This window comes from Actinomyces sp. SKVG-SVH-4(1) (genome assembly GCF_048514265.1).
GTDB classification, from domain to species: Bacteria; Actinomycetota; Actinomycetes; order Actinomycetales; family Actinomycetaceae; genus Actinomyces; species Actinomyces oris.
This window is the reverse complement of record NZ_JBGEVE010000003.1, coordinates 74,368-86,881: the sequence shown is the minus strand read 5'-3', so window position 1 is coordinate 86,881 and position 12,514 is coordinate 74,368. Positions and strand designations below refer to the sequence as shown.

At 70.8% G+C, this 12,514-nt stretch carries 7 protein-coding genes; 6 read left to right on the top strand and 1 reads right to left on the bottom strand.

What is annotated here, in order from left to right:
• The first annotated feature begins 127 nt into the window (after window positions 1–127).
• The gene (locus AB7V09_RS03720) at window positions 128–559 is read left to right on the top strand and encodes a metallopeptidase family protein (RefSeq protein ID WP_075375560.1); all 432 of its coding nucleotides are present in this window, start codon (window positions 128–130) and stop codon (window positions 557–559) included.
• 69 nt (window positions 560–628) lie between these two features.
• Window positions 629–1,969 (top strand): glycoside hydrolase family 3 N-terminal domain-containing protein, encoded by a 1,341-nt coding sequence (locus AB7V09_RS03715; protein WP_419142963.1) that lies wholly within the window; start codon window positions 629–631, stop codon window positions 1,967–1,969.
• 84 nt (window positions 1,970–2,053) lie between these two features.
• Here the strand turns inward: AB7V09_RS03715 and AB7V09_RS03710 are convergent, their stop codons facing one another.
• Entirely contained in the window at window positions 2,054–4,714 is a 2,661-nt protein-coding gene (locus tag AB7V09_RS03710; protein ID WP_419142962.1) for a hypothetical protein, read from the bottom strand.
• Window positions 4,715–5,019: 305 nt separating this feature from the next.
• Between AB7V09_RS03710 and AB7V09_RS03705 the strand changes: the two genes are divergently transcribed.
• From AB7V09_RS03705 to AB7V09_RS03690, 4 genes are all read left to right on the top strand, one after another.
• Window positions 5,020–5,856 (top strand): ABC transporter ATP-binding protein, encoded by an 837-nt coding sequence (locus tag AB7V09_RS03705; RefSeq protein ID WP_419142961.1) that lies wholly within the window; start codon window positions 5,020–5,022, stop codon window positions 5,854–5,856.
• Between the two features lie 3 nt (window positions 5,857–5,859).
• Window positions 5,860–8,442, top strand: coding sequence for an ABC transporter permease (locus AB7V09_RS03700; RefSeq protein ID WP_419142960.1), 2,583 nt, complete (start codon window positions 5,860–5,862; stop codon window positions 8,440–8,442).
• Between the two features lie 262 nt (window positions 8,443–8,704).
• Window positions 8,705–10,573, top strand: a complete 1,869-nt coding sequence (locus AB7V09_RS03695) for an ABC transporter ATP-binding protein (RefSeq protein WP_419143057.1) — start codon at window positions 8,705–8,707, stop codon at window positions 10,571–10,573.
• Window positions 10,573–12,309 carry an ABC transporter ATP-binding protein gene (locus AB7V09_RS03690; RefSeq protein ID WP_419142959.1) on the top strand — a complete coding sequence of 579 codons (1,737 nt, stop codon included), beginning with the start codon at window positions 10,573–10,575 and terminating at the stop codon, window positions 12,307–12,309. Before AB7V09_RS03695 ends, AB7V09_RS03690 begins: the two co-directional genes overlap by 1 nt.
• The last annotated feature ends 205 nt before the right edge of the window (window positions 12,310–12,514 follow it).

The following is a 12,514-nucleotide window of genomic DNA, read 5'->3' as shown; positions in this document are numbered from 1 at the left end:
ACTAAGGGGACAGTCTTCCGCAGCGCAAATCCCAGGAGCGTGACCCTCCTCACCGCTCGGTTTTCGGCGGAATTCCGGCCCGCGAGGACTGCCGGGCCGGAGCCGGACGGTCTGGCAGGCTGTGCCCGTGAGCCACGAGCACCAGCAGGAGCCTGACCGCCCCCGGGAGCCGCAGCCGGTCAGGATGTCGCAGCAGGACTTCGAGGACGTCGTCGGCGACGCCCTCGACCGGATCCCGGAGGACCTGGCCGAGGTGATGGATAACGTCGTCGTCCTCGTTCAGGACGAGCCCGATCCGGAGATGCTCACCGAGGAGGACTATGACGACGCCGGCCTGCCCACGCTCCTGGGGCTGTACGACGGCGTTCCCCTGACCGAGCGCGACGAGGGCTGGTCCATGGTGCTGCCCGACCGCATCCTCATCTTCCGCGGGCCGTTGGAGCGCTGGTGCACGAGTCGCGAGGAGCTGGAGGAGGAGATCACCGTGACCGTCATTCACGAGGTGGCCCACCACTTCGGCATCCCCGACGAGCGCCTCCACGAGCTGGGCTGGGAATAGCGCCGCGAGCAGTGCGTGAACAGACCGTCAGGGTCATTACCTCGCGAGCACCCAGGGACCTGTCTTAGTGTGGCCGGCATGAACGACCGTCATCGGCCTGCAGCTCCGGATGCCGGGGAGACTCCCACCCCCGCCGACCCGAGCACGTCCCCGCAGCACCACATGAGTCGACGACCGGTGCTCCTGGCGGCCCTGGTGGGCGCCGGGTCCCTGGCGGGATGCTCCCTCATCCCCGGCTCCTCGTCGGCCGGCTCCTCCTCCAGTGCGAAGCCCAAGGCCCCGGAGCCGGCGGCGTCGAGCGCCACCCCCTCGCCCACCGCGGCCGCGAGCCCGGCTCCGTCGGCCACGGCGGCCACGGCGACCGCGACGGCCACTGACGGACCACTGGCCGGCTGGAGCCTGGAGGAGAAGGTCGGCCAGCTCATGATGGTCGGCGTGGACGCCCAGGCCCCCAAGCAGTCCTCCAACGAGGCCGTCGACACCCACCATGTCGGCAACATCTTCATCGCCGGGCGCACCACCGCGGGCAGCCAGGCGACCCAGAAGGTCATCAGCTCCTTCACCTCCAAGGTCGGCCCGGGCACGACCCACGCCACCCCAATGCTCGTGGCCACCGACCAGGAGGGCGGCGAGGTCCAGGTCCTGGCCGGATCGGGCTTCTCCGACATCCCCTCGGCGCTGGACCAGTCGGCTCAGCCGCGCGACCAGCTGGTGGCCTCGGCGCGCACCTGGGGCAAGGAGCTGGCCGACGTCGGCGTCAACATGAACCTGGCCCCGGTCGCCGACCTGGTCGACATCGCCCGGCCGGCCTCCAACGAGCCCATCGGCCGCTGGGGGCGGGAGTACGGGCACGACGCCGCCACGGTCTCCTCCCAGGCCGGTGCCTTCGCCGAGGGGATGCAGGCCTCGAAGGTCATCCCCACCTACAAGCACTTCCCGGGCCTGGGGCGGGTGAAGGACAACACGGACACCTCAGCGGGCGTCGTCGACTCCACCACGACCCGCCTGCCCGACGCCGCCGTCGGCGTCTTCGCCAATGCCATCGCCGCCGGGGCGCCGGTCATCATGGTCTCCTCGGCCACGTACTCCCTCATCGACCCCTCAGCGCCGGCGGTCTTCTCCTCGACGATCGTCACCGACATGCTGCGCAGGGAAATGGGCTTCTCCGGAGTGGTCATCACCGACGACGTCTCCGCCGCCGTCCAGGTCCAGGACGTGAGCGCGGGCGATCGGGCCGTGCGGGCGATCCGGGCCGGCTGCGACCTCGTGCTGGCCTCGGCGGACCCGACGGTGGCCGCGGACATGGTCAAGGCCCTCATCGCCACCGCCCAGTCCGATCCGGCCTTCGCGGCACGGGTGGACGAGTCGGCCACGCGGGTGCTGAACCTCAAGAAGAGCCTGCAGTCCTGACGCGCGCCGATATGCGCATCGGCCCGCCTTGAGCCAGTGGCTCGAGGCGGGCCGATCACGTTGTCGGGCGAGCCGGCTCAGGTCTCAGCGAAGCTTGGTGGTGCCCTGCGATGTTCCGTTGGACTCGATGCGCTTGGCCAGGCAGTGGTCGGAGTCGTAGCCCTGGGCGTCGCACCAGGCGTTGGCCTGGTCGCCGTCGGAGTAGGTATCACCCTGCAGAGTCACCCACCAGCCGCCGGTGTCGTAGACCGGCCACTGACTGGTGTCGATGATGACGGCCTTCGGGTTGGCCTGCTGCGTCCTGAGGTACTCGGCGAGGATCGAGCGCTTGGTCCAGGTCTGCCCGTCGGCCACGAGCCCCACCTGCTTGGAGGACAGCTGCGGGGTCCACTTGCCCCGCAAGCTGTTCATCACGGTGGGGTAGTCGTGCTTGATCTGCCACTGGATGGCGTCTCCGGCGGCCTGCTCGTCCTGAGCCTCCTGGTTGGCGTTGGAGCTCGCGGAGGAGGCGATGGTCATCGCGGAGTTCGTCGAGCTCTTCGCGGTGGCGGTCGATGAGCTGCCGCGGTCGAAGGAGGGCCGGACCGTCAGGCCCTTGAGGTCGATGTCCTTGGCGGTGCGGAAGTAGTGCTGCTCGCCGAAGCGCAGCGTCACCGCCCGTCCGCCGTTGGGGATGATGAGCGGGTCGCTGGAGAGGTCGAAGGTTCCCGAGGCCACGAGGTGGTCGACGTCGGCGCCGCCGGTGGGGCTGGTGGAGCTGTAGACGAGGACCTGGCTGGACGATCCGGCCAGGAAGTCGCCCTCGGCGCAGGAGGTCGCCATGTTGCCGTGGACCTTGAGCTCGCCCTGGCCGTCCTCCACCGAGGTGATCGTGAAGGTCGGCATACTGGAGCAGGCCTTGACCGCGCCCGAGGGCAGGGCCGCCGCGGTTGACGTGGCCGCGGCATCGGCCTGACCGTTCTGCTTGCCGTCCTCGCCCCCGTCGCTGTCGGCCTTGTCCTGGGAGGTGTCCTCACTCTTGCCCTTGTTGGCGAAGTGGCTGCCGGCCCACAGGCCGCCTCCGCCGACGATGACGAGCAGGAGGACCACGATGATCGCGACCAGGCGACCGCTGCTGGACTTCGACGGCTGCTTCTGCTGAGGAGGCGGCATCTGAGCCACCATCTGGGGGCCGAACATGTCCAGTTCCACGGCCGGCTGAGCGGCGGAGAAGCCCGACGGCGCCCCACTGGGGGTCTCGGCCCAGGCGGCGATGTCCTCGGCCGACGGCGGCGGGGGCACGGGGAAGGCCACCGACTCGGCCGAGCCCGCGGCGGGAGCGGCCGAGCCCGCTGTCCAACCGGAGGTCACGGCCGCGGACTGGGCTGACGCCGTGACGTCAGTCGTGTCAGCCGAGTCGACCTCGTGCCACTGCGATGCGGGGGCGAGGACGGTCGTGTCGTTGTTGTCGGAGTCCGCAGCCTCGTCGGTTGCGGTCTCCTCGTCGGGATCGACGGCGGTCTCAGCCGCGTCGGAGTCCTCGGCAGGTTCCTCTGTCTCCGGCTCAACACCGGCTTCACCAGAGCCGGCATCCTCAGCGCCGTCCTCTGCCTCGTCACCCGAGTCATCGGGGCGCGGCTCCTGAGCCTCGACAGCGGCGTCCTCCGGCTCTGCATCGGGCTCGGCGGCAGTCTCAGCCGCGTCGGAGTCCTCGGCAGGCTCGTCCGTCTTCTGCTCGTCGCCGACCTCGCCAGAGTCGGCATCGACAGCGGCGTCCTCCGCATCGAGCTCAGTGGCAGCCTCAGCCGCATCGCGCTCATCGGCAGACTCGTCGACGACGGTGTCCTCGGCTGCCTGCTCCTCAGAGGCCTCGTCCTCAGGCTGGTCGGTCCCCGACTCCCGAACCTCATCGACATCCGCGGCCACCTCGTCGGCAACCTCTGGCTCTGCATCGGGCTCGGCGGCAGTCTCAGCCGTGTTGGAGTTCTCGGCGGGCTCGTCTGTGTCCTGCTCGTCGCCGACCTCGCCAGAGTCGTCGGCATCTGTGGTCTCCTCCGCGGAGTCCTCCGCATCGGGCTCGGTGGCAGCCTCAGCCGCGCCGGAGTCCTCGGCAGGTTCGTCAGTTCCCGGTTCCTCGGCCTCATCAGCAGGCTCCGCGCTGCGCTCATCGGCAGACTCGTCGACGGCGGCGTCCTTGACGTGCGGGTCCTCCGAAGCCTGGCTCTCAGCTTCGGCATCCTCAGCGCCCTCGGAGTCCTCGGCAGGCTCGTCCGTCTTCTGGGTGTCACCAGCCTCGCCAAAGTCGGCGCCAGCGACACCTTCGACCTCATCGCCGTCAACCGGCCCGGGCTCATCGGCGGCCTCGTCCTCGTCCACCGGCGTGCCGCCGTCTCCGGCCGACTCCGCCGACTCGGTCGGCTCCGTCTGCGCCGGGTCCCCCTGACTGAAAGCAGGGTCCACAGTGGGCTCGCTGCCCGCGCTATCAGCCGCGGCCACAGCCCCCACGCCGCCCGCGCCATCAGCAGGATTGGCGGCCACGTCGTCGGCGAGGTAGCCGCGCGCCCGCAGGTTGGCCAGGACCTCGACGTTCCCGGTACTGGCCAGCCAGCCGAGCAGGTCGGGATAGGCGGCCGGGTTGGTCGACAGCGGCGCCCACAGGTCGGGCCGGCTCTGTGCGATGGCGGCCTGCAGGGCCTGGTCCGGAGTCTGAGCGGCAACCGTCGCATCGGCCTGATGCGCCGCCATCATGAGCTGAACCGGATCCATGCAGAGCCTTTCCGGGAGAACGTATGGGTGACCTCGACTGATCGGGCGCGCAGCCAACCCATCCCGGGTCCTTACACCAGGCTCCGATCATCCCCGATGGTAATCACGAATCGTCGGAAAAGTTAGAAAACGGATTCAGCCGCGTTCAACACCCGCACCCTCCATGCGCCCCCATCCGCTCCTCGATGTCCCCAAGTCTCAGGGACCTCCCCGACCCCGGCTCAGGGTCGAGCCTCCACGCGCTCAGGGGACCTGTCCTCCGCCAGGAGGATTCGCGTCCCCCATACCACTGTCAGACTGAATCTATGAGTAGTTCCACCGCAGCTCCCGCATCATCCGTCCTCACACCTCACCATCCGGTGGATGACCCCGTGGTCTCCGCACGCAACCTCTCCAAGGTCTACGGCCGTGGATCGGGCGCCGTCGCAGCGCTCGACTCCGTCAACGTCGACATCGCCCGTGCCCGCTTCACCGCCATCATGGGGCCGTCCGGCTCCGGCAAGTCCACGCTCATGCACTGCCTGGCCGGCCTGGACTCGATCACCTCCGGGGAGATCATGCTCGACGGCGACATGGTCTCCTCCATGAATCAGCGTCGCCTCACCCGCCTGCGCCGCGAGCGCATCGGCTTCATCTTCCAGTCCTTCAACCTGGTCCCCACCCTCACGGCGGCGGAGAACATCACCCTGCCCCTGGATATCGCCCGCAAGAAGGTCAACCCGCAGCGCTTCGACCAGGTCATCGACGCCGTCGGCCTCAGGGAGCGCCTGTCCCACCGGCCCGCCGAGCTCTCCGGCGGCCAGGTTCAGCGCGTGGCCTGCGCCCGGGCGCTCGTGGGCGAGCCGGCGGTCGTCTTCGCCGATGAGCCCACCGGCAACCTGGACTCCCACTCCACCGACCAGGTCCTGGAGATCCTGCGCCGCAGCGTCGACGACCTGGGGCAGTCGGTGGTCATGGTGACCCACGAGCCGGAGGCGGCCGCCTGGGCCGACACCGTCATCTTCCTGCGCGACGGGCACGTCGTCGCCCAGCTGGACGACCCCGACCGCGACCGGGTCCTGGACGCCCTGCGCGAGCTGAGCGAGACCGAGCCCGCCCCCGCAGCCGCCCCGCAGTCCGGCTCGGCCGTCAAGGGGGCCTGAGCCATGAGACGAGTCGCCTGGCGCTCCGTGCGCGCCCACGCCAAACAATTCTTCCTGACCACTTTCGCCGTCATGCTCGGGGTGGCGTTCCTGTCGGGCACGCTCGCCCTGCGCGCCTCCATGTCGGAGACCTTCTCCAATCTGACCTCCTCCACCGTCACCTCGGACCTGTACGCCCAAGGCCCCAAGATCGCCGGCAGCGGCGACGACAGCTCGTCGAGCTCGCAGCAGACCCAGCCCATCGACAGCTCCCTGACCGAGCAGATCAAGCAGATCGACGGCGTCGAGGCCGCCAACCCCGGTGTCCAGATGGTCGGGGTCCTCGTCGGCTCCAACGACGCCCCGGTCACCACCACCGGCGCCCCCACGCTCTTCATACCGCTGTACGACAACGAGAAGGGCCTGACCTGGGTCCAGGGCCACAAGCCTCAGGGGGCCGGTGAGATCACCCTGGAGTCCGGGGCCCTGAAGAACTCCGGCCTCAAGGTCGGGGACAAGACGCACATCGTGGTGCAGGGCTCACCCTCCGAGGTCACCGTGGTCGGCGAGTTCCACTACGAGTCCTCCATGGCCAGCGCGACGGTCGTGGGCGTGGATCCGAGCTGGCTCATGCCCATCGCCGCCCCGGACGGGAAGGTGACGACCATCGCCGTCGACGTCGCTCAGGGCTCCTCAGTGGACACCGTCAAGTCCGAGATCACCAAGATCCTTCCCGATGGCGCCGAGGTCCAGACCCGCGCCGAGGTCATCAAGGAGCAGAACAAGGCCATTGAGGAGCAGCTGGGCTTCGTTCAGGTCTTCCTGCTGGTCTTCGTCGTCGTCGCGATGTTCGTGGGCTCCTTCATCATCATGAACTCCTTCGCGATGAGCGTGCGTCAGCGGGTCAAGGAGTTCGCCCTGCTGCGGGCGGTCGGGGCCTCACCGGCCTCCGTGTTCGGCGTGGTGTTCCTGCAGGCGGTCGTCATCGGCGTCGTCGGCTCCGCCCTGGGCGTGGCCGCGGGCGCGGGGCTGCTGGCCGGGTTGTCCGCGCTGCTCGACGCCGCCGGCATGCCGCTGCTGGAGGGCACGGGCCTGAGCGGGACGATCATCGCGATCTCGCTGGCGGTGGGCCTGGCCGTCACCGTCGTCGGTGCTCTGCTGCCGGCTCGGGAGGCCGCCCTGACCCACCCGGTCGAAGCCATGCGCGGCGTGTCGGGCTCCCGGGAGAAGTCCCTGGTGCTGCGCACGATCCTGGGCGGGCTGCTGCTGGCGGCCGGAGCGGCCGCGATCGCCGCCGCGTGGGTGAACGCGGACCTGACGCAGCGCGGTCTCATCATGGGGCTGGGAGCGGGCGGCACCGTCCTGGGACTGCTCGTCGTCTCCCCGACCCTGGCCCGCCCGGTGGTGGCGGTGCTGGGCCTGCCCTTCCGGCTGCTGCGGCCCGCCGGGCGCCTGGCGGTGCGCAACATCGTCCACAACCCGCGCCGCACGGCCAACACCTCCGGCGCCCTCATGGTGGGTATGGCTCTGGTGTGCGCCGGCGCCACGCTGGCCGCCTCCTTCCAGTCCTCGACCTCCGACGAGATCAACAAGTCCCTCAAGGCCGACCTCGTGGTCCAGCCCGCCACCATCGGCAGCCTGGGCACCCGGCTCTCGGCCGACAAGGCCAAGGAGATCGCCGCCATCGACGGGGTCAAGGAGACCTCCTCCTACTCCATCTACGTCGACGCCGTCACCAAGCCCGACGGCACCCAGAAAGCCACCGCCACCGTCATCGTCGTCGATCCCGCCACCTACTCCAAGGCCTACGACGTCTCCGCGAGCGCCGGGTCCATGAAGGATCTGGACGCCACCCACGTGGCCGCGAAGAAGGATGAGGGCCTCAAGCTCGGGGACAAGGTCTCCGTCACCGGCCCCACCGGGTCGGTCGAGGCCACGGTCAGCGCCATCGTCGACCCGAAGGGAACCGGCGGGAACTACTACGTCTCCCCCGAGCTGGCGGCCGCGGTGGGCTCCTGGAACTCCCCGAGCACCACCACGGACCCGGCCCACGTCCTGGACTCGCCGCAGGGCATGCTCCTGACCCTCAAGGAGGACACCGACCTCGACACGGTGCGGAACAAGGCCCGCGACATCGTGGCCGACACCTACCAGTACGCGGTGCGCGACGCCAGCGAGATCTCCGACCAGGTCGGCCAGCAGATCAACCAGATGCTCGCCGTCCTCTACGGCCTGCTGGGGCTGAGCATCGCCATCGCCATCCTGGGCATCGTCAACACCCTGGTGCTCTCGGTCTCGGAGCGCACCCGAGAGATCGGGCTCATGCGCGCCGTCGGCCTGGGCAAGGCCCAGCTGTCCGGGGAGATCATCACCGAGTCGGTCCTCACCTCCCTGTACGGCACTGTCCTGGGCGGGGCGACCGGGGTGGTCCTGGCCGCCGCTCTCAAGGAGGTCCTGGAGGATCAGGGGCTGACGAGCCTCAGCATCCCCTGGGGCCAGATGGTGGGCATGCTCGTGCTCTCCGTGGTGGTCGGCGTCATCGCGGCCCTGTGGCCGGCGCTGCGCGCCTCCCGGATTCCGGTCCTGGACGCCATCGCCACCGAGTGAGCGGCGTTCGCCGAGCAAGCCCGGCGCCCCGGCCGACCCCCGAGAGGGACGGGCCGGGGCGCCGGTCCGTCTGCGCGGCCCGCACGGAAGCCGCCCGAGCCGTCCCCGGCGCGTATTCCCGCGCCCGGTATCTTCCTTGTCACCGCCTTTGCCTCTGCCGCGCCGGCTTCCCCTCCGATAGCCTCATGCGATCATGCCCGAATCGTCCTCCCGGTCGTTCCCGACCGTCCCGACCGCGCTGTCCGCCCTGACCGCACAGTCCATGACCCCCGACGCCCCGCTGCCCCATCCCCCGTCCTTGGGGGCCGGGGCGCTTCTGCGCTGGCTGCTGCGCCGCGCCGCCGTCCCGGTCACCCTGGCGACCCTGGCGGCCTGCACCTCCAACATCATCCAGGCGATCGTGCCGGCCTTCCTGGGCCAGGCCCTGGACGCCGGCATCGAGAATGGTCTCAACGGCCGTGTCTGGGGAATCGGCGCGCTGCTGCTGGTGCTGTTCGTCGTCTACGCCGTCGGGGACACGATGCTGTCCTACTTGGGGGTGACGGCCTGGATGCGCACCGCCTTCGACGTCGACCGGCTCGTGGGCCGGCAGATCTCCGCCACCGGCAAGGACCTGTCCCGGCAGGTCTCCACCGGTGAGGTCGCCACCATCATCGCCTCCGACGCCGACTACCTGGGCAAGCTCATCGAGCACCTGCCGTTCCTGCTGGGGGCGGCGGCCAGCTTCCTCGTCGTGGCCGTCCTCATGCTGCGCACCTCGGTGAGCCTGGGGCTCATCGTCATCCTGGGCATGCCGCTGGTGGCGGCCATCGTCACCCTGGTCATCCGCCCCCTGCAGAAACGGCAGGCCGTCCAGCGCGAGGCCCAGTCCGCGGTCACCACGATCACCACGGACACGGTGGCGGGGCTGCGGATCCTGCGGGGCATCGGCGGGGAGGACGTCTTCGCCCGCCGCTACCGGGACGCCTCCCAGGAGCTGCGGCGCCGCGGCGTCGAGGTGGCCTCCTCCCAGGCGACCCTCATGACCCTCCAGGTGCTGCTGCCCGGGCTCTTCGCCGCGATCGTCGTGTGGGTGGCGGCGCGCATGGCCGTGGCCGGCAGCCTCACCCCCGGCGGGCTCATCACCTTCTACGGCTACACCGCCTACCTGTCCTGGCCGCTGTGGGTGTTCACCAGCTCCGTGCAGGACTACACCCGGGCCGTCGTCGGCGCCCGGCGCCTGAGCCGCCTGCTGGAGGTGGCGCCGGCCGCCGGCAGCCTCGTGGAGCGCCTCAACCTGGACCCGGCCGCCGCCCACCCCGTCAGCGGCGACCTGGTGGACACCGGCAGCGGCCTGCGCCTCAAGGAGGGCCGCATGACGGCCCTCGTGTGCCCCGACCCGCAGGTCTCCGCCGACCTGGCCACGCGACTGGGGCGCTTCACCGACGCCGGCCCCACCGTGACCCTGGCGGGCCGGCCACTGACCACCATGCCCCTGGAGCAGGTGCGCGCCAGCGTCGTCGTCTCCGGCGCCACCGCCCAGCTCTTCACCGGGACCCTGCGTGAGGCCCTCGACGTGCGCGGCGGCCCCGACCCGCAGCCGGCGGGCCTGGAGGACCTCGTGCGCGCCGAGACCGAGCGCACCACCGGGGCCGACGTCGACCAGCAGGTCCGCGCCCAGGAGCGCGAGGCGCCCGGCGACGACCGGCTCATCGAGGCCATCGGGATCGCCGACGCCGGCGATGTCCTCACCTCCTTGAGCGAGGGCCTGGCCGGGATGATCACCGAGAAGGGCCGGTCCCTCTCCGGCGGGCAGCGCCAGCGCGTGGCCCTGGCCCGGGCGCTGCTGACCGAAGCGCCCACGCTCGTGCTCATCGAGCCGACCTCCGCCCTGGACTCCCACACCGAGGCCCGCGTGGCCGCCCAGGTGCACCGGGCCCGCGCCGGGCGCACGACCGTCGTCGTGACCGCCTCGCCGCTGGTCCTGGAGGCCTGCGACGAGGTCATCCTCCTGGACTCCAGCGGGGCCGAGCTGCTGCGCTCCACGCACCGCGAGCTCATGGCGATGGCCCGCGACGGCCACGCGCAGGCGGCCGACTACCGCGCCGTCGTCTCGCGGGCCATGGGCGAGGACACGGAGGCGAGCTGCTGATGGCACTTCCCGTCGCGCCCGGGCCCGTCGCCCTGCGCAAGACCTTCCGCATCATGGCCTCCTACCGGTGGCGCTTCGCCGTCGTCCTAGCCCTCCAGATCACGGCGGTCCTGTCCACGCTCGTGGCCCCCCAGCTGCTGGGGCGGCTGGTCGGGAGGGTCTCGGCCGGGCGGGCCGACGCCGGCTACGTGGACCGGATCGTGCTGACCATCATCTCGGTCACGCTCGTGGGGGCGCTCATCAACCGCTTCGCCCAGAAGCACGCCCGCACCCTGGGCGAGTCGGTCTTCGCCGAGCTGCGCGAGCGCATGATGAACCGGGTGGTGCACCTGCCGCTGAGCGCCGTGGAGTCCGCCGGCACCGGCGACCTCGTGGGGCGCACCACCACCGACGTCTCCCGCATCGAGTTCCTGGTACGGATGGGGATCCCCCAGATCCTCGTGTGCGTGGTGACGATCGTCTTCACCCTCCTGGCCGCCGCCGTCGCCGACCCCCTCCTGGCGCTCGGGCTGCTCGTCATCGCCCCACCCGTGTGGTCGATGATGCGCTGGTACCTGCCGATCTCCATCCCCGCCTACCGGGCCGAGTCGGCCGCCCAGGCCCGCCTCAACGGGGCGGTCTCCGAGACTGTCGAGCACGCCGAGACCGTGGACGCCCTGGGCATCGGGGCGCGCCGCGAGCGGGCCATCATGACCTCCATCAAGGAGGCCTGGTCCCTGGAGCGCTACACGGCGGCGCTGCGGGTTCGCCTGTTCATGGTGCTCGACGTCGCTTGGCGGGCGCCCGTCGTCGCCGTTCTCCTGTGGGGAGGGTTCCTGGCCGGCCGCGGCTATGCGACCCTGGAGGCGATCACCACCGTGGCCCTCTACTCCATGGAGCTGCGCAAGCCGGTGGGCCAGCTCATGTTCTGGGTCGACCAGGTCCAGATCGCCCAGGCCTCCCTGTCCCGCATCCTGGGGGTGGAGGAGGTCCCCGACGACCGCACCCCCACCGGTGAAGAGCCCGAGGGCACGCGGATCGTGCTCGACGACGTGCGCTTCTCCTACCGGGAGGGCGTCGAGGTGCTCCACGGGATCGACCTGGAGCTCGTGCCCGGGGAGCGGCTGGCCGTCGTCGGACCCTCGGGGTCGGGTAAGTCCACGCTGGGGCGGATGCTGGCGGGCATCAACCCGCCCACCTCCGGGAGCGTCACCGTGGGAGGGGTGTCGCTGACGGACCTGACCGAGGACGAGCTGCGCCGCCACGTGGCCCTGGTGACCCAGGAGCACCACGTGTTCGTCGGCACCGTGGCGGACAACGTGCGCCTGGGGCGACCGGGCGCCTCCGACGACACGATCCGCGAGGCGATCGAGGCCATCGGGGCCGATGCCTGGGTGGACGGGCTGCCCGAGGGGATGGACACGATGGTCGGCTCGGGGCACCTCGAGCTCAGCCCCGCCCAGGCCCAGGAGGTGGCGCTGGCCCGGCTGGTGCTGCTGGACCCGCACACGCTCATCCTGGACGAGGCCACCTCGCTGCTGGACCCGCGCGCCGCCCGCACCCTGGAGCGGACCCTGTCCACGGCACTGGCCGGACGCACCGTCATCGAGGTGGCCCACCGTCTCTACACGGCCGCCGACGCCGACCGGGTCGCCGTCGTCATGGACGGGCGGATCGTGGAGCTCGGCACCCACGACGAGCTCGTGGCCCTCGGCGGGGAGTACGCGCGCCTCTGGCAGGCCTGGAACCAGGAGTAGCCGGGCGGAGGTGCCGCGGGGCGGCCGGTGGGTCGGCCGTGCCGACGTCGGGCACCGGGCCGGTCCGCGCCGTCGGCACAGTTAGGGACGCGCTGCCGATCAGGGCGACGATGGCGGCCCTTCACAGATCGCCGGTGGCGAAAGCCGGGCCTTATCGCCCAAACCTACAAACCCGCTCGGGCCTGCGTTGTTCCACGAGGGCGCA

What these genes read in the sequence shown, in the direction of transcription:
- AB7V09_RS03710 (WP_419142962.1), bottom strand. Translation starts at nt 4,714, where the DNA reads ATGGATCCGGTTCAGCTCATGATGGCGGCGCATCAGGCCGATGCGACG.
- AB7V09_RS03705 (WP_419142961.1), top strand. Translation starts at nt 5,020, where the DNA reads ATGAGTAGTTCCACCGCAGCTCCCGCATCATCCGTCCTCACACCTCAC.
- AB7V09_RS03700 (WP_419142960.1), top strand. Translation starts at nt 5,860, where the DNA reads ATGAGACGAGTCGCCTGGCGCTCCGTGCGCGCCCACGCCAAACAATTC.
- AB7V09_RS03695 (WP_419143057.1), top strand. Translation starts at nt 8,705, where the DNA reads ATGACCCCCGACGCCCCGCTGCCCCATCCCCCGTCCTTGGGGGCCGGG.
- AB7V09_RS03690 (WP_419142959.1), top strand. Translation starts at nt 10,573, where the DNA reads ATGGCACTTCCCGTCGCGCCCGGGCCCGTCGCCCTGCGCAAGACCTTC.